The following is a 20,461-nucleotide window of genomic DNA, read 5'->3' as shown; positions in this document are numbered from 1 at the left end:
CCTAAGCCGTGGCCATTGCCGCCGTGGCGGGTCGGTGGTAGATCAAATGGCGACCGGGCCGAGCAAAGCCAGCGAGCAGCAGCCCTGACGCCTGGGCCTGTTCCACTGCCAGGGCCGTGGCCGCCGAGACCGCCACCAGGGCGCCAATACCGGCACTGGCACATTTATGCACCATCTCGTAGCTGGCGCGGCTGGTGACCAGCGCGAACCCCTCACCGAGGGGCAGGGCCTCGCGGGCAAGGGCACCAATCAGTTTGTCCAGGGCGTTATGGCGACCCACATCTTCGCGCAGCCGTTGGATGCGCCCTTGAGCATCGCACCAGGCAGCACCGTGGCTTGCGCCAGTGGCTGCCTGCAGCGGCTGGTGGGTGGTCAGTTCCTGCAGGGAGCGCTGAATGGCGGCATCGCTAAGCGACGGTGCCACGACAGAGGGAATCGGACGAATGGCCTGCTCCAGCGCTTCGGTGCCGCACAGGCCGCAGCCGGTGCGTCCTGTCAGGCTTCTCCGCCGCTGTTTGAGTTCGGCCATCCGCTGACTGGCAATGGTGAGCTGAACGGTGAGGCCTTGGGGCGCTGCGTGGATATCGAGGTCGTAGCACTCATCGATATTGGCCAGAATGCCTTCGGAAAGGCTGAAGCCCAGGGCAAACTCCTCGAGGTCGGCGGGGCTGGCCATCATCACGGCGTGGGAGATGCCGTTGTAGACCAGTGCCACTGGCCTTTCCAGGGCCAGTCGATCCTGCTGGGTATCGGTGTACCAGCCGTTGGCGCCCCGGCGCACCTCCACCGGCTGGCGCGCTACTACATCAAGGGTGTTGTGGGTGCTCATGGCGCCTCCTGATGCGCGTTGGCCAGGTGGTCACGCTGGATCAGATCGAACGTGTTAAAGCGTTGCTGCCAGGCGGAGGGCTGGCTGACTTTCTCCGCCTGCACCGCCGTGACCTTGTACTCCGGGCAGTTGGTGGCCCAGTCCGAGTTGTCCGTGGTGATGACGTTGGCGCCGCTGCCAGGGTGGTGGAAGGTGGTGTAGACCACCCCGGGCTGCATGCGCTCACTGAGCCGTGCGCGCAGGACTGTCTGGCCCGAACGACTGGTGATGCCCAGCCAGTCGCCGTCACGCACGCCGCGCAGTTCCGCATCGGATGGGTGCAGTTCCAGCACGTCCTCGTCGTGCCAGCGCTGGTTGTCGGTTCGCCGGGTCTGGGCGCCCACGTTGTACTGGCTAAGAATCCGCCCGGTGGTGAGCAGCAGCGGGAAGCGGCGGTTGGCGCGCTCTTCGGTGGCCACGTACTCGGTAATCGCAAAGCGCCCCAGCCCGATAGGGAACTCAACCTCGTGCATGGTCGGCATGCCCAGCGGGTACTCGGCGTTGCAGGGCCACTGCAGGCTGCCGCGCTCCTCCAGTTTGGCGTAGCTGACGCCCGCGAAGCTTGGCGTCAACTGGGCGATCTCGTCCATGATCTCGGTGGGATGGGTATAGTGCATCGGGTAGCCCAGCGCGTTGGCCAGATCCTGGGTGATTTCCCAGTCCTCCTTGCCAGCCACCGGGGGCGTTACCTTGCGTACCCGGTTGATGCGCCGTTCGGCGTTGGTGAAGGTGCCATTCTTCTCCAAAAAGCTTGAACCGGGCAGCAGCACGTGGGCGAACTTGGCCGTTTCGTTGAGGAAAATATCCTGCACGATCAGGCACTCCAGCGACGTGAGCGCCGCCTCGACGTGCTGGGTGTTGGGGTCGGACTGGGCGATATCTTCACCCTGCACATAAAGTGCTTTAAAGGTTCCTTCGATGGCAGCGTCGAACATGTTGGGAATGCGCAGGCCCGGCTCGTCGTCGAGTGTCACGCCCCACACGGCCTCGAAGCGGCCCCGGGCGACGGGGTCGGCCACATGCTGGTAGCCCGGCAGCTCGTGGGGGAAGGAGCCCATGTCACAGGAACCCTGGACGTTGTTCTGGCCGCGTAGCGGGTTCACGCCCACGCCCTCGCGGCCAATGTTGCCGGTGGCCAGGGCCAGGTTGGCAATGCCCATCACCATGGTGGAGCCCTGGCTGTGCTCGGTGACGCCCAGGCCGTAGTAGATGGCACCGTTGCCTGCCGTGGCATAAGTGCGTGCTGCCTGACGCACGGCCTCGGCGGCAACGCCGGTAATGGCTTCGCTGGCCTCCGGGGAGTGGCGCGGTTCAGCAATGAACTCACGCCAGCGGTTGTAGGCATCGGTGTCGCAGCGCTTGGCGACGAACGCTTTGTCTTCCAGACCTTCCGTCACCACCACGTGGCCCAGGGCGTTGACCAGCGCCACGTTGGTGCCCGGGCGCAGCGGCAGGTGCTGGGCCTCGTTCAGGTGGGGTGTTTTCAACAGGTCGATGCGGCGCGGGTCGGCGACGATCAGCTTCGCCCCCTGACGCAGGCGCTTGCGCATCATCGAGCCGAACACCGGGTGGGCGTCGGTGGGGTTGGCACCGATCACGATGATCGCGTCAGCCTTCATCACCGAATCAAACGTCTGGGTACCCGCCGACTCGCCCAGCGTGGTCTTCAGCCCGTAGCCGGTAGGCGAGTGGCAGACCCGCGCGCAGGTGTCGGTGTTGTTGTTGCCAAACGCCGCACGGATCAGCTTCTGCACCAGATAGGTCTCTTCGTTGGTGCAGCGCGATGAGGTAATCCCGCCAATGCTCTCGCGGCCGTGTTCGGCCTGAATCGCTTTCAGGCGGCGGGCGGCAAAGGCGATGGCTTCTTCCCAGCTGACTTCCCGCCAGGGCTGGTCGATGCTGTCGCGAATCATCGGCGTGGTCAGGCGGTCCGGGTGGGTGGCGTAGCCGAAGGCAAAGCGCCCCTTCACGCAGGAGTGGCCGTGATTGGCGTCGCCGCCCTTGTAGGGCACCATGCGCACCAGTTTGTCGCCCTTCATCTGGGCTTCAAACGAGCAGCCCACGCCGCAGTAGGCGCAGGTGGTCACCACGCTGCGATCCGGCACGCCGTGGTCGATCACGCTTTTTTCCATCAGCGTGGCGGTGGGGCAGGCCTGCACGCAGGCGCCGCAGGAGACGCAGTCCGAGTCCATGAAGGCGTCGTTCTGGCCCGCCGATACGGTGGAGTCGAACCCGCGGCCGTCGATGGTCAGGGCGAAGGTGCCCTGCACTTCGTCGCAGGCGCGCACGCAGCGCGAGCAGAGGATGCACTTGCTGGCATCGAAGGTGAAGTAGGGGTTGGATTCGTCCTTGGTCGCCTTGAGGTGGTTCTCGCCCTCGAACCCGTAGCGCACCTCGCGCAACCCCACGCTACCGGCCATGTCCTGTAGCTCGCAGTCGCCGTTGGCGGGGCAGGTCAGGCAGTCCAGCGGGTGGTCGGAGATGTACAGCTCCATCACGTTGCGGCGTAGCTTGGCCAGCCGCTCATTCTGGGTGATGACCTTCATGCCTTCCACCACCGGCGTGGTGCAGGAGGCGGGAAAGCCCCGGCGTCCCTCTACCTGCACGGCGCACAGCCGACAGGAGCCAAAGGCTTCCAGGCTGTCGGTGGCGCACAGTTTGGGAATGTTGATATCCGCCAGCGCCGCCGCGCGCAGTACCGAGGTGCCCTCCGGTACGCTGACGGGAACGCCGTCGATCTCCAGGTTGACGGTGGCGGCGCCCGGTGAGGGGGAGGGCGTGCCATAGTCCTTGGAAAAATCGACGCGGTTGGCCTGACGCCGTGGATCGTAATGTTCAATCATGATCTGTCTCCGTTCGCCGCCCGCTGGAAGTCGTCGGGGAAGTGTTTGAGCGCGCTCTGCACCGGGAAGGGGGTCATGCCGCCCATGGCGCAGAGTGAGCCATCCACCATCGTTTCGCAGAGATCGTGGAGTAGAGTGAGGTTGGCTTCGCGGTTGTCGTTGGCGCGGATACGGTCGATCACCTCCACACCTCGGGTCGAGCCGATTCGGCAGGGCGTACACTTGCCGCAGGACTCCACCTTGCAGAACTCCATCGAAAAGCGCGCCTGTTCGGCCATGTCGACGCTGTCGTCGAACATCACCACGCCTCCATGGCCGACGCCTGCGCCCACCTCGGCGAAGGTTTCGTAATCCAGCGGCATATCCCACTGGCTTTCGGGCAGGTAGGCGCACAGCGGCCCGCCCACCTGAACGGCGCGCAAGGGCTTGCCGGTGCGCGTACCGCCGCCAAACTCCTCCATCAGCGTGCGCAGGGTGGTGCCAAAGGCCAGCTCCACCAGGCCGCCACGCTTGACGTTGCCCGCCAGCTGGAGAGCCAACGTGCCCCGGGAGCGGCCCATGCCGTGATTGGCGTAGGCCTCGGCACCTTCGGCCAGAATGAACGGCACGGCGGCCAACGAGAGCACGTTATTGACCACCGTTGGACGGCCAAACAGCCCTTCGATGGCGGGCAGCGGCGGCTTGAAACGCACCAGGCCCCGCTTGCCTTCGAGGCTTTCAAGTAGCGAGGTTTCTTCACCGCAGATATAGGCACCGGCACCGAGGCGCACTTCCAGGTGGAAGGTACGGCCACTGCCACAAAGATTGTCGCCCAGGTAACCGGCCTGCTCGGTGCGGGCAATGGCTTCGTCGAGCACCTGTTTCGCCAGTGGGTATTCGGAGCGCAGGTAGATGTAGCCCTGGGTTGCCTCAACGGCAAGCCCGGCGATGGCCATCCCCTCAATCAGCATGTACGGGTCGCACTCCATGGCCAGCCGGTCGGCGAAGGTGCCGGAATCGCCCTCGTCGGCATTGCAGACGATATATTTCTGGTCGGCGGGTGTGTCGAGCACGGTCTGCCACTTGATGCCGGTCGGGAAAGCGGCCCCGCCGCGCCCGCGCAGGCCGGAAGCTTTGACTTCCTCGACGATATCCTGGGGCTCGCGTTGCAGAGCAGACTCCAAGCCGCAAAAACCGTTATGGGCGCGATAGTCGTCAATCGACAGCGGGTCAGTAATACCGATACGCGCGAAGGTCAGCCGCTGCTGGCGGGCGAGGTAGTCAATGTCTTCCGTGGGGCCCAGCGCCAGTGGGTGGCTGACGCTGCCTTCCAGCAGGCCGCTATCGAGCAGCGCGGTGACATCGCTGGGGGCTACCGGGCCGTAAGCGAACCGGCCGATGGGGGTGTCGACTTCCACCAGCGGCTCAAGCCAGCTCAGCCCACGAGAGCCATTGCGCACCAGCGTAATGGGGTATCCGCGTGCGGCTGCCTCCCTCTCCAGTCGGCGGGCGACCGTATCGGCGCCCAGTGAAAGCGCGGTGGTATCCCGGGGTACATAAACGCGGATGCTCATCCCATCACCTCCAACGGCCGTGTTTGCAATTCATCCACTAGCGCATCGAAGGCTTCTGGGGTAACGCGGCCGCGTATGCTGTCGTCCACGCGGATCGATGGGCCGCAGGCGCAGTTGCCCAGGCAGTAAACGGCTTCGAGGGTGATTTCGCGATCTGGCGTGGTCTGATGGTAGTCGACCCCCAAACGCGCCTTGGCGTGGGCTTCGAGCTGGCGCGCCCCTACCGACTGACACGCCTCAGCGCGGCAGATCTGTACGACGTGGCGCCCCGGCGGCGTGGTGCGAAAGTGGTGGTAGAAGCTGATGACACCGTGCACCTCGGCACGGCTCTGGTGGAGGGCATCGGCGATGATCGGCACCGCTGCCTCTGGGATGAAGCCGAGACGATCCTGAAGGGCGTGGAGGATCGGCAGTAGGGCGCCGGGCTTGTGTTTCAGAGCGTCGACCTCGGCCTGAATTGCCTGCGGCGCCCACTTCTGGGAATGGTTCATGATGCCCTCCTCACGACTGCTTATTGTGTTTTAAATATGCACTGCTTTTCATATTTAAAAAGACGTGCATCACGGTTAAGACAACGCTAGCATCAAGTTATCGACTTAAAAATATGAAATAGTGTGCCTATGAAACGGATCAAGGTAACGCCCACCTGGTGCTTTAGCGATGAAGAGGGGCATCGGCTCGATACCCACCTTCTGAGCCTGCTGGGCGCGGTTCATCGCCACGGCAAGTTGACCCATGCCGCCGAAGAGGCGGGTATTTCCTATCGTCACGCGTGGAATTTACTGCACCAGGGCGGGGAGTTTTTTGGTGTCACTTTGGTAGAAATGGCGCGAGGGCGCGGGGCGCGGTTATCGACGCTGGGTGAGAAGCTGCTGTGGGCTGAGCAGCGCGCCACCGCCCGGCTAAGCCCGCAGCTTGATAGCCTGAGCTCAGAGCTGAATCTTGCCATTCAGCAGCACCAGGAAGGCGTGCACCCGGTACTGCGCCTCCACGCCAGCCACGGTTTTGCGATAGAGCTGCTGCCGCAGCATTTGGGCGAGCTGCAGCTTGATCTGCAGTACTGCAGCCCGCTGGAGGCGCTGGCGGCCCTTAACCGCAATGGCTGCGATCTGGCGGGTTGCCATCTGCCCCGGGGGACAGTAGGTGAAAAGGCGCGGCGCAAATACCGCCGCCTGCTCAAGCCACGCTATCAGCGGCTGGTGGGGTTTATCGCCCGCCAACAGGGGTTAATGGTGGCGCCGGGTAACCCGTTGGGCATTGATGGTGTTGCCGCACTGGCCGAAAGACAGATCACGTTTATCAACCGTCAGGCGTCGTCGGGCACCCGGGAACTGCTGGATAGCCTTCTGGATGAGGCGGGTATTGTGTCATCCAACGTGAACGGTTACGAGATTGAGGAGTACACCCACTCGGCGGTAGCGGCTTATGTGGCGGCGGGAATGGCGGATGCAGGCTTTGGTGTCGAAGCCGCCGCGCAGCGGTTTGGGCTTGGTTTTGTGCCGCTGGCCACGGAAGACTATTTGCTGGCCTGCAACAAACGCGCTCTGAAAGAGCCTAAATTTGACGACTTTTTGCAGGTATTGCGCAGTGTTGCCTTTCAAAAGGCGGTGCAGGGGCTGCCGGGCTATAGCCCCAGCCAGTGTGGCAGCGTGATCGAGATCGGCAGCTTTTTATAGGGGCTACATTCATTCACGTAATAAACCAGCCAATAACGTAAACGCCCCACTCTTTAACTAAAGAGTGGGGCGTTCTTCAAGGTGAGAGGGCCCTCATGCTTTTCAGTAATGAGTGAACCACAGGATGATACTGGGGAAGAGTGTGAACAGTCCCACTGCCCCTAATAAAATAAGCCAATAAGGGAGTGAGGCTTTTGCGGCAGCGGTTAAGTCCACTTCATTTTTAGAGATGGATGATAAGACAAACAGGTTAAGCCCTACAGGAGGCGTTATCATGCCAATCTCAATAAGTAGAGTAACAATGATACCAAACCAAATGGGATCAAATCCTAAGCTTGTTATCATCGGAAAAGTAATAGGCAGTGTCATTAACAGCAGTGAAATACCATCAAAAAAGCATCCCAGAACTATATAAACGATAACGATCATCAATAAGATGCCATAAGGGCCTAGACCAAAGTTGCCAATGGTTTCTACCGCTGCACGGGGAATACCTAACAGGCTGACCGCTTGAGAAAGGATAACCGTGCCAATTAGAATCATACCAATAGCGGTAAACATGATAGACGCATGTTTAAATGCCTGCCAAAGGCGCTTTAAGTTTAAATCGCCCCACGTTAGTCCTAGAATAATGCTGGCCACAACGCCAAGAGCAGCGGACTCTGTGGGGGTTGCAATACCCATGTAAATAGTTCCGAGCACGAAAAAAATGAGCACAGGTAAGGGCCAGATCTCTTTTAATCCGTGCACAATATGCGAGAGTGAAACTTTTTCCTTGAACGTCGGTGTGACAGGCTCTCCAATTTTAGAGCGAATAATGATCCAGGTAGAAAAGGCTAGAGCGATCAATAAGCCAGGGAGCATACCCGCGATAAAGAGTTTCCCGATGGATACATTTTGAGTGGCGCCGTAAATGATAAGGGCCAAGCTAGGAGGAATGAGGAGCCCAAGTGTACCGCCGGCAGCCAGTGTGCCGACCACAACGTTTGGGTTATATCCTCTATTTTTAAGCTCTGGGTAGCCAACCGCACCTATGGCAGCGGCTGTGGATGTGCTGGAACCGCTCACCGCACCAAACAGCGTGCAGACTGCGATGTTGGTATGGAGTAACTGTCCGGGAACACGCGCGAACATAGGGGTTAAGCCGTTGTAGACGCGTCTGGATACACCGCTTGCAAGAAGTATTTCACCTAAAAATATGAATAGTGGAACCGCACTTAGTGTAAAGTCCGTCAGCATATTCCAGGTAGCATTAATCGCTAAGGGTGTGGCGCCGTTTGCTTGAAAATAGAGTAGGAATAGGCCTGTAAGACCTAACGCAGCGCCTAAAATCGCACCGCTGGTAAGAAATAAAACCAAACTTCCGCTTAAAAGTAACCAACTCATTAGATTACATCCTCAGTTGAAGTTACATTGGCGGTTGGTTGTGTAAAACCATGGCTTAGCTGAATCAAAATACAAAGCACCATTGAAAATGTCATAATGCTCATCCAAGGCCATAGAAGTATGCCGCTTATATCAGTACGCGAGCTTAGCGAGAGTGAGAAGTGCATGAAGTTCCAGGACTCGTAGGCGAATATAGAGCAGAACGTAAGCAGCACGATAACGGCGATAAAATCCATTATGTTGACGATACTCTTTGGCATTAGACTAACGAGTATCTCTATGCGTATGTGGCGACCTTTATTAAGCACGTAAGGTAGGCAGAGAAAGGTTAGAGTTAAGAATAATAAACCTGCTAGTTCATCAGAAAATCGTAAAGGGCGACCACCTAAATAGCGCATTAATGTGCTGACAAATATAAGTGATGTCATCGCAATTCCACTGGCTACGCCAAGTAAAAATGAGAGGTAAGCGATATTATTAAGGATATTGTTGACTCTTTTAATCATCACGGTTTAACTCCAAAAAAAGAGCCAAGAAAAATTGGCTCTTTTCTAAGGTTGGTTTAAATACCCTTTTACTCTTCGGAAATTACTTGGGTCACCGTGTTGTAGTAGCGTGTACCGTCCTCTCCGGCGTTTTCTGCCATGGTTTTCCACGCCTGCCAGGCAGCTCCAACGAATGTTTCGACATCATCGTCCGAGAAATCGGGAAGCATGACGATTCCCAGTTCTTCGCGCACTTGGCGTGCCTGCGCCTCACGCTCTGGATCTACTGCAGTGGCACGGGTCTCGTTCCAAATCTCTTCACCCGCTTCTTCCAGAGCTTGGCGCTGATTATTGTTAAGACGGGATAGCGCTCTTTCGCTGATACCGAAAAGCCAAGGCGAGGCTGCCCAAGGATGTAAGTAAGATTCGTACTTGGTGACTTCTTGAAGCGAAACAGTAGGGGCCACGGTAGATAGGTAGTAGGCACAGTCTACAACACCTGTTTGAAGCGCCATGTACATATCATTTTGAGGGATGACTTGAGCTGAAACGTCCAGCAATTCAAAGGTATCCACAAGATGCCTGGACCAGACGCGGACTTTCTTACCCTGTAGGTCTGCCAGGGAGTGAACCGGCTCTTTGCAGTGTAAACCTACATCGAAAATAGGAGCAACAACGCCACCAACGATTTGGATATTCCAGTTTGAGAAGCCGTCCTCATAGAGCTCTCTTATCACATCAAGAATTTCATCATGTTGCGAAGACTCTGTAATAGCGCCCTGAGCGTATACAGAGGCCAAAGAAGGTGCATCACGGGTGTAATATTCACCATACAGTAGCGCCATATCGACCATGCCTTGCTGCAATATCCTAAGCATGTCGGCTTCTTTTAAGCCTAAAGCGCCCGCATGATAGACTTCAATTTCAAGCTCACCACCTGATTTTTCGCTCACTAGGCTAGCGAATTTATCAATCTGCTCTGCTTCGGGGCGGGATTGAGAAAGTCCACTATGAAACTTTAGAGAGATATTATCTGCTTGTGCACCTCCAATAAACGTTAATGATAATAAAGTAGATATAGAGAGAGTGAACTTTTTTCTTTTGGAATTGTTCATAACGATGTTTCTCAGAGGAGCGAAGTGGATCTTTATCTTGAATCAGGTTTCATTATTAAAAAGGTTGCTGTTGCGACATTTATGGATTGGATGGCGACATCTTTAAAAAAAGGAATGAGTTTTAGTGAAATAGTTGTGGGTAAGCCGTATGAAATTTCTGCTATATGAGAAGTGGTTTTCTTAAACGCCATTTTAGGAGATAGGGAGCTTAGGAGATAGGGAGCTGCCAGTTAAGCATATGATGCTTGTTATAATGATTTCACAGCTAACGATACGATTTGAAATTATTTGATAAGAGGTTTTTTGGTGCATTTTGCTTTTTTGGCATTTATTTTGCCTGATTTTGTCTTGTGAGTATCGTTGATGCTAGCCGAATGCCATGGAGGCTCTGAATAACTCCTAGGCATCAGCGATAAGAAGGCCATCATCAGCCGCATAGGGTTCAGTGTTGCCATGGATCACATCGAAGCCGAACACCAGGGCAGGAAGAGAAAGGCCCGCCGCAAAATCTTGCTAGAGCACCACGCCCTTGGCAGAGCGCTGCACTGCAACGACGTTTATGGGTATAGTGCGAGGTGGCTCAGCACCCGACAGAAGCTGTACTCCAAGCAACAGAAAGTCATAGGCTTACTGTGTCCGTTTTCCGCACAAAGAGTGGGGATACGGCCAAGAAATGCACAAAGAGCGGGAGAATAGTGTCTGATTTTTCGGTTTTTGTCGGCTCAAGTGAGAATTGACGCATACCGCTACTTGTTTAGGCCCTTCTTAAGTATCTGGTTGGAGATTTAAAGTATATGAAATGAGTTGTTTAATAATAAAGGCTGTTTATATAATAAAATACTTGGGGTGAGTGATGAAAGATAAATTTTCAAGTGTATTGAAAAATAAAAACATGCCCTATGTTTATAGTGCTGGCACTTCAGTAATAACTAAAAAAAGTAAAAAAGTTGCATTTGTACTACTGGAGAACTTTTCAATGATGGCTTTTACTGGCGCTGTGGATGCGCTGGTTACGACGAATTTAATGAAGTCGGCCACACTATATGAAGTATTGGTAGTAGGTAACGAGGGAAGTGCAACAGTTTCTGACTTGGGTATTGAGGTGGCAACGGATGTGTCTTTGAAAATGTTCGATATTGCCAGCCTTCAAGTCGATGTAATTATTGTATGTGGCGGTTTACGTGTGCCACCTAAAACAACTAATCTTCTCCGCAGCAAGCTGAGAAGTGCTGACAGCAAAGGTGTGGTGCTAGGAGGATTATGGAACGGTGCCTATTTTCTAGCAGAAGCGGGGCTATTGAGCGGCTACCAGTGCGCTTATCATCCCGACGGACGTGCGATGATGGCAGAGCAGTTCTGGGATGTATCGGTATCGAGCCGGAGCTTTATTGTAGATCGTAATCGACTCAGCTGCGCAGGGGCGAGTAGTTCTCTGAGTATGATGCTTGAAATGGTAAGGTCGGACTGTGGTAATGAAGTGGTCAGCGCGGTTGAGGAGATGCTTAGCTGTGACAAAGGCCTGGACTCTCCTGATATTTCAACGTTACGAGTTGACCAAAATTATACGTTGCCAGAAAAGCTTAAAATATCGCTACAGTTAATGAAAAATAATATTGAGGAACCTCTCTCCATCTCTGAGATAGCCAACTGGGTCAATATTTCCAGACGCCAACTGGAGCGCTTGTTTTGTAACTACGTTAACGCCAGCCCGTCTCGATACTATATGGAGCTTCGCCTAACGCGTGCGCGCCAGCTTCTCCAACAAACTAATAAGCCCGTTGCCGAGGTGGCAGTTGCTACCGGCTTTGTCAGTATCTCCCATTTTCGTAACTGCTTTTTCCAGCTTTTTGAAGTAACACCAGGGCAGTTTCGAAAGTCGTGCCAGACTGGTGAGTATTCAGCGTAAGTTCATCACTTGAAATACAGGTTGCGAATAAGTAAGCGCTGCCGAAAAAAAGAGAGCCAATAAGGCTCTCTTGAGGGGATTGTAAACGTTGGTTTATCGGCCCGACCAACCCAATAAAATAGGCACGTAAACCACCAGTAACAGCACCCCTATCAGCCCCAGTAAATAGGGGATAATGGCTTGAGTGATGCGTTCCAGCGGCAGCTGGGTTACTGACGAGGCCACGTAGAGGTTGATTGCCACCGGCGGAGTAATCATGCCAATGGAAAGCCCCACTACAATAATCAAGCCGAAGTGAATCGGGTCGATCCCCAGTTGTAGCACCAACGGCAATAGCACCGGGGTGAGAATGATCAACGCACTAGCGGTTTCGATAAACACCCCGGTTAGCAGAATCACTGCCACCACCAGCAGCATAATCACGTAAGGGTTGGTGGAAAGCGACAGCACCGACTGGGCGATGGCGCCGGGCACTTGCCAGCTAGACAGTGTCCAGCTCAGCACTGCCGACATGGCAATCACCAGCATAATCACCGCTGTGGTCATCGCCGAGCGAATGAGTAGCTTATACACCTGGGGCAGCGTCAAATCACGGTATACAAACAGCGAGACCAGTAGCGCATAGTTCACCGCCACAACCGCCGCTTCGGATGGTGTGAAGATACCTGAGAAGATGCCGCCTAAAATGATAACCGGGGTCATCAGGCCCCAACTGGCCGCCTTCAGTGTGCGCCAAATAGTTGCCAGGGATAGCGGCGTACCTTTGGGATACTGGCGCTTATACGCCTGAGTAATCGCGATGGCCATTAAGCCTAGCCCCATTGCCAACCCAGGTAAAAAGCCATTCAAAAACAGCTTGGACACCGACTGCTGGGCAATGACGGCGTAGATAATCATCGGCACCGAAGGGGGAATTACCACGCCAATGGTGCCACTGGCAGCGATTAGGCTTGCCGCCGAAGCTGGGTCGTAACCCTTACGTTTAAGCTCAGGTACCAGACTTGAACCCACAGCCGCTGTGGTGGCCGCACCGGAACCGGAAATAGCTGCAAAGAACATCCCCGCCATCACCGACACCACCGAAAGCCCACCGCGCATAAAGCCCACTAGAGAGTCGGCAAAGCTTACCAGCCGCTCACTCACCTTACCCTGGGCCATTAAATCCCCGGCCAGAATAAACATCGGGATAGCGACCAAGGCAAAGGAGTTAATACCCTGAAACATCTGCTGGGTGACCACCATCAGCGGCACACCAGATTGATGTAAGGCATAAAGAGCGCTGGCGCCAATGGCAAAGGCGATGGGGACACCCAATAACATGAATAGGAAAAACAGCCCAAACAGTACCAGTGTCATAGCGGTTTCTCCTCGGCGGCAGCCGTCGGTTCACCGTTAATCAGCACTTCAATCATATCCACTAAGGCGTACCACGCCATAATGGCGGAAGAGAGCGGAATCACCGCATAAACATAGGTCATGGAGAGCCGTAGTGAGGCAGACTTCTGAAAACTCTGCACCTGCATATAGCGATAGCCAATGATGATCAGCATCACCATAAAGGCCAGCATCACGGCCAGTGCAGCCAAACGGGCCAGTTTGCGTAACGGCAGGGGAAGGGCATCCACCGCAAAGGTAACGGCAATATGCCGCCCTCGCTGAAAGGCTAGCGTACTAGCGAGAAACGTAATCCATACCAGCAGAAAGCGTGCCACCTCTTCTGTCCAGCCAACAGCGCTGAAAAAGACGCGCGAAACAATCTGCAGGGTAATGACACCGATTAAAGCTGCCATGCCGGCAAACACCACGGGCTGGATGATGGCATCCAGCCCGCGTTCGATGCGTTGTAGCAGTGTTAAAAGTGGCTGTGCAAACGCCATCACTGATTTAGCGCCTCCTGAATGCGCGGTAGGTAATCACCAAACTGCTCGCCATACTTCTCATACACTGGTGCCACGGCGGTCTGGAAGGCTTCCATATCTGGAGTTTCGTTGATCTCCATGCCTGCCTCGCGAAGTTCAGCCAGTTGCTCGGCTTCCATAATAGCATTCTGCTCCCTTGCGTATGCAGATGCTTGTTTGGCGGCGTCCAGCACAATGGGCTGAAGTTCTGCTTGGAGGCCGTTCCAGGTGGGGAGGCTCATGATAAACGTTGCTGGCGCATAAATATGCCGAGTCATCGTTAGGTAGTCCTGGGTTTCCGCAAGGTTAAAGGCATGAATAGCATTAACCGGGTTCTCCTGGCCATCAATAGTGCCTTGCTGCAAGGCGGTTAATGTCTCTGTCCAGGCCATGGGGACAGCGTTGGCACCGAGCCCGCGGAACGTATCAACATAAACCTCATTTTCGATGACTCGCAGCCTTAGGCCTTGAAGGTCTTCAGGGACATTGATCGCATGCTGGCTATTAGTGATATTCCGAAAGCCACGCTCAGCGTATGCCAATCCCTTCAGGTTCACATCCTGTAGTTTGCCTAGGATTTCCTGGCCGATCTCACCATCCAGCACAGCATAGGCCGCTTCGGAGCTGGGAAAGAGAAACGGCAGCTCAAAAACGGAGAATTCATCGACGAAGTTAGCCACCGGCCCGTTGGTGATAACGCCCATATCCACAGTGCCGATCTGCATACCCTCTAACAAGGTACGCTCATCGCCCAGTGAGGCATTCGGATAAATTTCCACGGTAACCGCGCCATCGGTATGTTCGCTAACCAGCTGTTGGAAGCGCTCGGCAGCGATATGGTAAGTATCTTCCGTATTCACCACATGGGCCAGACGCAGCGTGGTAGGGGCTATCTCTTCCGCGTGTCCAGCAAGGGGAATACTGAGTAGGCCTACACCAATAAGGGGGAGTGTTAACTGTTTCAGTTGGCGTGTCGATTTCGTCACAGTGTTCAGCGTAAAGCGGGCAAAGTTATTCACATTATCTCCTAAGAATTAGTGGTTCTTATTATAGTGAGGCGTGGTTTTATTATCTTCTTAACGCTCATCTATATCACATTAACCCTAGGGGACAAATTACTTATTTTTATTCCATTATTCGCTCTGCTAATCCAAAAAATCTTTATAGATCTTGGGCTTGAGTGATTTGTCGGTTGGCGCTAGCCTGCAAGCGGTTACTTTTAATTGCGCACTTTTGGAGAAAGCTTTGCAGGGCTTTTAAAAAGCCAAATGCTTAGACCAATGGTGTAGCCAGCTAAAACAGGAATAAGAAATGGATAAGTTGCTGAACGACCTTTTGGCAATCGTCGGCCCTTCGGGGGTACTGCTTGGTGACGATGTCTCGCAGCGCAGCGTAGATTGGTTTACAGGGGCGCCTTGTCGCGCTAAGGCGATTGTCAGGCCGCGCAGCACAGAGCAACTGAGCAGTGTCATGGCTGTGTGCTATCAGGCCGACCAACCCGTGGTGACACACGGCGGCATGACCGGCATTGTGCATGGCGGTGTGGCAAGCCCAGATGAAATCGTCGTTTCACTGGAGTTGATGAACCAAATAGAGGAGATCGACCCGGTTGGCTCCACTATTCAGGTTCAAGCTGGGGTGACTCTGCAGCGCGTACAGGAAGCCGCGCAAGAGATCGATATGCAGTTCCCACTTGACCTGGGGGCAAGAGGTTCCTGCACCATTGGTGGCAACATCGCCACCAATGCCGGTGGCATACGGGTAATACGCTACGGAATGATGCGCCAGCAGGTGCTGGGGTTAGAGGCTGTACTTAGTGACGGCACCGTGGTGAGTTCATTGAATAAAATGCTGAAAAACAATGCAGGGTACGACCTGAAGCAGCTGTTTATTGGCAGTGAAGGTACGCTGGGAATCGTTACCCGTGCAGTACTACGGTTACAGCCGCACATGCCCAGCGAACAAACGGCATTAGTTGCGGTGCCCTCTTTCGATGCGCTGACCCAGCTGCTGAATCTTGTCTCTCGTGAGCTAGCCAATAGCCTCAGTGCCTTTGAAGCGCTGTGGAATAATCACTATAAACTGATGACCACCGAAAGCGGTAAGCACGCGCCTGTGCTAGCGGATGACTCACCCTTCTACGCCATTATTGAAACACTGGGGCTGGATGAGGCTGAGGACGCCGAACGCTTTTCCCAAGTGCTGCAAAAGGCGCTAGAGGCCGATTTGATCACCGATGCGGTCTTAGCGAGCTCGCAAGCCCAGCGTCAGTCCATCTGGGCCATAAGAGAAGATATCGAAGCACTGGTGAGCGAGCTGAAGCCAATGTTCTCCTACGATGTCAGCCTGCCGATTCCCAGCATGGAAGCGTATGTCGATATTTTAGAAGAGAACCTTAAAACCCAGTGGCCTCAAGCAGGAAAAATGGTGGTATTTGGCCACCTTGGTGATGGTAACTTACACATTATGATCACGGTGCGCGACGATAGGCCGGACAGCCGACGCCAGGTTGAACAGCTTGTCTATTCGCCTCTAAAAGCGTTTGGTGGGTCTATTTCTGCAGAGCACGGTATTGGCCTTGAGAAGAAGGACTACCTGTCGGTTTCCCGTACCAGTGAGGAGATCGCCTTAATGAAACGCCTGAAAACCGCGCTGGATCCCAAATGCCTATTGAACCCCGGCAAGGTGATAGCACTGGACTAGCGTTTGCCTGAAAAGTCAGTAAGCACCGCCAGCCTTTAGGGAGCGGGTGTTATCAGCTCCCTAATTAGCGATCTTAACCAGTGTATGCCTGAGTCGTGATCCTTTCTTTCGTCCCAGCACAGGCATACTTTAAAGGGCGCTACATCCAGGGGCAGGGCGTAGAACTTCAGGCTATTATTGCGACAAATCACCTTGGCAGCACTCTCAGTCACCACGCAGAGTAAATTCGTCGAGACCAGTATCTCTTGAAGAGGAGTGATATAGGGCGTCTTGGCGACGATTTTGCGTTCTAACCCCAGTGTTCTCAACTTTTCATTGATTAACAGTGGGCTATCTTCGCGATGAGATAATGCAATTTGCGGGGCGTTTAAAAAAGCGTCAAGCGTGATCGTGTTGCTCTCCCCGTACTGGGTGGCATCACCAACACAGCCAATCACATCATCAAACAGGTATTCGTGATAAGAGGTGAGGGGCAAGCTTTCCAACTGCACCATGGCGAGGTCGATATCGTGGGCTTGTATAGCGTGCTGAGCATCTTCGGCACTGGCTATGCGGGTAGACAACATGTTGAAGCATAAGTCGGGCGCATGGGTTAAACAGTGCTGAATGAGCTTAGGCTGTAACTGCTGGCTTACATAGTCCACTAGACTGACGCGAAACTCGCGTTTCGACGTGGCAGGCGAAAACTCGCTATTGCTGTAAATAGCCTGATCGAAGTAGAACAATCCTTTGGCCACAGCGGCATCCATCTGCCGGGCAAGCGGGGTTGGCTGCATGCCATCCAGCGTTTTAATAAATAGCGGGTCATCCATCAACAGGCGCAATTTCTTTAGCGAATGGCTAACTGCTGGCTGGCTCAGGCAGAGCGCTTCTGCGGTAAGGGTTAAGCTTCTTTTCCAATAAAGCGTATGAAAAACCAATAATAAATTGAGATTTATCTTGTGCAGTCTCGTTGCCAACTTAATATTGGTTGGTTCAGTCATCAGGCTGGTCTCTTATTGGCAAAGGCTGTTCACGCAGTATGTTGACACTGCGCGAACAGCTTTCGGTCACTTCAATCAAACCAACCTCACGCTACGGGAAGCCGGGCAGGTAGCAAAGACCGTTTACTCAAGCGCCTCCTGAATACGTGTCAGATAATCACCAAACTGCTCGCCATACTTCTCATACACTGGAACCACAGCAGCTTGGAAGGCTTCCAAATCAGGTGTTTCGTTAATTTCCATACCGGCTTCGCGCAGTGCAGCCAACTGTTCGGCTTCCATTTCCGCATTCACTTGGCGCTCGTGCTCAGCGGCTTCTTGGGCGGCTTCAAGCAGTACCTCTTGGGCGTGCTCTGGCAGTTGGTTCCAGGCGGGCATACCCATCACAAAAATCGCCGGTGCATAGGTATGGCGAGACAGCGTCATATAGTTTTGGGTTTCGTCCAGCTTGAACGAATGGATGACGTTTACGGGGTTTTCCTGGCCATCGATAGTGCCCTGCTGCATGGCCGTTAGCGCTTCTGTCCATGCCATGGGGATGGCGTTCGCGCCCAGCTCACGGAAGGTATCTGTATATACTGGGTTTTCCATCACGCGGATGCGCAGGCCGTTCAGGTCTTCCGGTGCATTCACTGCCCGCTCGCTATTGGTCAGGTTACGAAACCCGCGTTCGGCGTAGGCCATGCCTTTCAGGTTCACGTCCGCCAACTTATCCAGCAGCTCCTGGCCAATGGGGCCATCCAGCACGCCATAAGCGGCTTCAGGTGAAGGGAATAGGAACGGCAGCTCAAACACTGCCATCTCTTCCACAAAATTAGCCACCGGACCGTTGGTAATCACCCCCATATCCACCGTGCCGATCTGCATACCTTCCAGCAGCGTACGCTCGTCGCCTAGGGATGCATTGGGGTAGATATCCACGGTAACCGCGCCTTCAGTGCGCTCGGCAACCAGTTCTTGAAATTTAACCGCTGCAATATGAAAGCCGTCTTGTTCGTTAACCACATGGGCCAAACGCAGGGTTACGGGGTCCATATCAGCAAAATCAGCAGCATTCGCGGCGCTTACCAGCGCCAGTGAAATGCCCAGTGCCAGCGTGTTTCGTGCAAATGTTTTCATTTTATTGTGTTCCCGGTTTCACTAAGGTTCGGAAGTGCTCCCAAAGCATGCACCACTCAGTAGAAAACGGTCAATCGAAGCGCCGCGTAAAACCGCCCAACAGCTGGACACAACGCGCTCACACGGGTACGATACGCACCCAAAGCGCCCGTAGCTCAGTTGGATAGAGTGTCGGCCTCCGAAGCCGAAGGTCGCAGGTTCAATTCCTGCCGGGCGCGCCAAAATTAACGAAAAAAGGTCTGCGAGAAATCGCAGACCTTTTTGTTTTGTCTGTGGCTAACTTGGGCTCTGAAGTGCAATATGCCCGATGCAGTGCATCAGGCGTTCTGACACAAAAAAGCGGACAGTTAGCCATACTGCCAAATCGTTTAGCGTTCTCCTATCGGTCGAGACCATCCATGCAAAAGTATTTTATTTCCAAATACTCATCCATGCCATGGCGTGAGCCTTCGCGACCTATACCAGATGCTTTAACTCCGCCGAATGGCGCCACTTCAGTAGATATACGGCCAGTGTTAAGACCAACCATCCCATACTCTAATGCTTCACCCACTCGCCAGATGCGGCCAATGTCGCGACTGTAGAAGTATGCCGCTAGGCCGAAACGTGTATCGTTGGCGTGAGCGATAACTTCTTCTTCAGTCTCGAAGCGGAACAAAGGTGCTAGTGGGCCAAAGGTTTCGTCTTGTGCCACCATCATTTGCTGAGTCACGCCAGTGAGAATAGTAGGTTCAAAGAAGCTGCCGCCCAGTTTGTGACGTTTGCCGCCGAGAATAACCTTGGCACCTTTGGAAGTGGCATCGTTGATATGAGACTCCATTTTATCAACTGCTCTCATATCTATTAAAGGTCCTTGAGTCACGCCGTCTTCGGTGCCAGGGCCAACCTTAAGTTTCGCGACGGCTGCAGCAAGCTTACTGGCGAATATATCGTAGACTTTATCATGCACATAAATGCGGTTGGCACACACGCACGTTTGTCCAGTGTTGCGATACTTGGAGATGATCACGCCTTCGACTGCAGCATCAAGGTCAGCATCATCAAAAACGATGAAGGGTGCATTTCCACCTAATTCCAATGACACTTTCTTCACGGTAGCTGCGGACTCACTCATCAACTGTGAGCCTATCTCAGTGGAGCCAGTAAATGAAAGTTTGCGCACCTTTGGATTGCTGGTGAGCTCTTCGCCAATATCGGCGGCTGAACCAGTGACCACATTAAACACGCCTGGGGGAAAACCTGCGCGATGGGCCAGTTCTGCTATTGCCAGTGCTGTAAGCGGTGTTTGTGAAGCGGGCTTGACCACAATGGTACAACCGGCGCCGAGTGCTGGAGCGGCCTTGCGGGTGATCATTGCTGCAGGGAAGTTCCATGGCGTAATCGCAGCTGCAACGCCGATGGGCTGGCGCAATACGAGCAGGCGTGCCGACTCCCAAGGCGATGGAATAGTTTCACCATAGACGCGTCGGGTTTCTTCGGCAAACCACTCAATGTAGCTGGCAGCATAGTCAATTTCACCACGTGCCTCGGTTAAGGGCTTGCCCTGCTCGCGTGTCATAATTAGAGCTAGGTCTTCCTTATGCTCTATCATTAGCTCGTACCAACGGCGCAGCAGCACTGACCGCTCTTTGGCGGTTTTCTTATGCCAGTCCTGGAAAGCTAACTCCGCAGCGTCAACTGCACGGCGGGTCTCATTACTACCGCACTTAGGTACGCTAGTAATAGTTTCTCCAGTGGCTGGGTCAGTGACAGAAATAGTTTGGTCATTATCGGCATTAACCCAGACGCTATCGATGTAACATTGACTCTTCAGAAGATTCGGGTCTTGCAGCTTCATATTGGGTCCTTATACGGAAATTCATATTATTTATGTTGTTTCCACTGCCGGAAGCAGTGGCCGCTAACTCACAGAAACACAGCCTAGTG

The 20,461-nt window shown here is 54.3% G+C and carries 17 protein-coding genes and 1 tRNA gene; 5 read left to right on the top strand and 13 right to left on the bottom strand.

The window, feature by feature from the left end; genetic code table 11:
- Window position 1 precedes the first annotated feature (1 nt).
- From fdhD to CPA45_RS08135, 4 genes are read right to left on the bottom strand one after another with little or no spacing between them, the layout of a single operon-like run.
- Entirely contained in the window at window positions 2-829 is an 828-nt protein-coding gene (gene fdhD, locus CPA45_RS08150) for a formate dehydrogenase accessory sulfurtransferase FdhD (RefSeq protein ID WP_096651067.1), read from the bottom strand.
- Window positions 826-3,711, bottom strand: a complete 2,886-nt coding sequence (fdhF, locus tag CPA45_RS08145) for a formate dehydrogenase subunit alpha (protein WP_096651066.1) — start codon at window positions 3,709-3,711, stop codon at window positions 826-828. Before fdhF ends, fdhD begins: the two co-directional genes overlap by 4 nt.
- Complete coding sequence (locus tag CPA45_RS08140) at window positions 3,708-5,264, bottom strand: formate dehydrogenase beta subunit (RefSeq protein ID WP_096651065.1); 1,557 nt, start codon at window positions 5,262-5,264, stop codon at window positions 3,708-3,710. Before CPA45_RS08140 ends, fdhF begins: the two co-directional genes overlap by 4 nt.
- Entirely contained in the window at window positions 5,261-5,755 is a 495-nt protein-coding gene (locus CPA45_RS08135) for a formate dehydrogenase subunit gamma (RefSeq protein WP_096651064.1), read from the bottom strand. The genes CPA45_RS08140 and CPA45_RS08135 overlap by 4 nt, the downstream gene beginning before the upstream one ends.
- Before the next feature lie 129 nt (window positions 5,756-5,884).
- Here CPA45_RS08135 and CPA45_RS08130 point away from each other — a divergent pair, with 129 nt between their 5' ends.
- Window positions 5,885-6,940 carry a substrate-binding domain-containing protein gene (locus CPA45_RS08130; protein ID WP_096651063.1) on the top strand — a complete coding sequence of 352 codons (1,056 nt, stop codon included), beginning with the start codon at window positions 5,885-5,887 and terminating at the stop codon, window positions 6,938-6,940.
- 102 nt (window positions 6,941-7,042) lie between these two features.
- On the opposite strand, the gene CPA45_RS08125 is transcribed toward CPA45_RS08130, so the two are convergent.
- The 3 genes from CPA45_RS08125 to dctP form a co-directional block, all read right to left on the bottom strand.
- Entirely contained in the window at window positions 7,043-8,326 is a 1,284-nt protein-coding gene (locus CPA45_RS08125; RefSeq protein ID WP_096651062.1) for a TRAP transporter large permease, read from the bottom strand.
- Window positions 8,326-8,832: a TRAP transporter small permease gene (locus tag CPA45_RS08120; protein WP_096651061.1), complete on the bottom strand. Its 507-nt coding sequence runs from the start codon at window positions 8,830-8,832 to the stop codon at window positions 8,326-8,328. Before CPA45_RS08120 ends, CPA45_RS08125 begins: the two co-directional genes overlap by 1 nt.
- A gap of 68 nt (window positions 8,833-8,900) precedes the next feature.
- Window positions 8,901-9,926 (bottom strand): TRAP transporter substrate-binding protein DctP, encoded by a 1,026-nt coding sequence (gene dctP / locus CPA45_RS08115; protein WP_096651060.1) that lies wholly within the window; start codon window positions 9,924-9,926, stop codon window positions 8,901-8,903.
- Between the two features lie 24 nt (window positions 9,927-9,950).
- On the opposite strand from dctP, the gene CPA45_RS22820 reads away from it, so the two are divergent.
- Window positions 9,951-10,094 (top strand): hypothetical protein, encoded by a 144-nt coding sequence (locus CPA45_RS22820; RefSeq protein ID WP_165771525.1) that lies wholly within the window; start codon window positions 9,951-9,953, stop codon window positions 10,092-10,094.
- A 685-nt stretch (window positions 10,095-10,779) separates the two neighbouring features.
- Window positions 10,780-11,832: a GlxA family transcriptional regulator gene (locus CPA45_RS08105; protein WP_096651058.1), complete on the top strand. Its 1,053-nt coding sequence runs from the start codon at window positions 10,780-10,782 to the stop codon at window positions 11,830-11,832.
- 93 nt (window positions 11,833-11,925) lie between these two features.
- Here CPA45_RS08105 and CPA45_RS08100 read toward each other — a convergent pair whose 3' ends face one another.
- From CPA45_RS08100 to CPA45_RS08090, 3 genes are read right to left on the bottom strand one after another with little or no spacing between them, the layout of a single operon-like run.
- The gene (locus CPA45_RS08100; protein WP_096651057.1) at window positions 11,926-13,188 is read right to left on the bottom strand and encodes a TRAP transporter large permease; all 1,263 of its coding nucleotides are present in this window, start codon (window positions 13,186-13,188) and stop codon (window positions 11,926-11,928) included.
- Window positions 13,185-13,709 carry a TRAP transporter small permease gene (locus CPA45_RS08095; RefSeq protein ID WP_078089362.1) on the bottom strand — a complete coding sequence of 175 codons (525 nt, stop codon included), beginning with the start codon at window positions 13,707-13,709 and terminating at the stop codon, window positions 13,185-13,187. The genes CPA45_RS08100 and CPA45_RS08095 overlap by 4 nt, the downstream gene beginning before the upstream one ends.
- Window positions 13,709-14,749 (bottom strand): TRAP transporter substrate-binding protein, encoded by a 1,041-nt coding sequence (locus tag CPA45_RS08090; RefSeq protein WP_096651056.1) that lies wholly within the window; start codon window positions 14,747-14,749, stop codon window positions 13,709-13,711. The genes CPA45_RS08095 and CPA45_RS08090 overlap by 1 nt, the downstream gene beginning before the upstream one ends.
- 292 nt (window positions 14,750-15,041) lie before the next feature.
- Here CPA45_RS08090 and CPA45_RS08085 point away from each other — a divergent pair, with 292 nt between their 5' ends.
- The gene (locus tag CPA45_RS08085) at window positions 15,042-16,433 is read left to right on the top strand and encodes an FAD-binding oxidoreductase (RefSeq protein WP_096651055.1); all 1,392 of its coding nucleotides are present in this window, start codon (window positions 15,042-15,044) and stop codon (window positions 16,431-16,433) included.
- A 35-nt stretch (window positions 16,434-16,468) separates the two neighbouring features.
- On the opposite strand, the gene CPA45_RS08080 is transcribed toward CPA45_RS08085, so the two are convergent.
- The gene (locus tag CPA45_RS08080) at window positions 16,469-17,416 is read right to left on the bottom strand and encodes a LysR family transcriptional regulator (protein WP_096651054.1); all 948 of its coding nucleotides are present in this window, start codon (window positions 17,414-17,416) and stop codon (window positions 16,469-16,471) included.
- 123 nt (window positions 17,417-17,539) lie between these two features.
- Window positions 17,540-18,535: a TRAP transporter substrate-binding protein gene (locus CPA45_RS08075; RefSeq protein ID WP_096651053.1), complete on the bottom strand. Its 996-nt coding sequence runs from the start codon at window positions 18,533-18,535 to the stop codon at window positions 17,540-17,542.
- A 144-nt stretch (window positions 18,536-18,679) separates the two neighbouring features.
- Here CPA45_RS08075 and CPA45_RS08070 point away from each other — a divergent pair.
- Window positions 18,680-18,756 (top strand) — tRNA-Arg (locus CPA45_RS08070).
- A gap of 158 nt (window positions 18,757-18,914) precedes the next feature.
- On the opposite strand, the gene CPA45_RS08065 is transcribed toward CPA45_RS08070, so the two are convergent.
- Window positions 18,915-20,372 carry an NAD-dependent succinate-semialdehyde dehydrogenase gene (locus tag CPA45_RS08065; RefSeq protein ID WP_096651052.1) on the bottom strand — a complete coding sequence of 486 codons (1,458 nt, stop codon included), beginning with the start codon at window positions 20,370-20,372 and terminating at the stop codon, window positions 18,915-18,917.
- Window positions 20,373-20,461: the final 89 nt, after the last annotated feature.

This window comes from Vreelandella nigrificans, from assembly GCF_002374315.1.
Classification (GTDB): domain Bacteria; phylum Pseudomonadota; class Gammaproteobacteria; order Pseudomonadales; family Halomonadaceae; genus Vreelandella; species Vreelandella nigrificans.
Note: the sequence above shows the minus strand (reverse complement) of the source record. Positions and strands in the feature narration are given on the sequence as shown.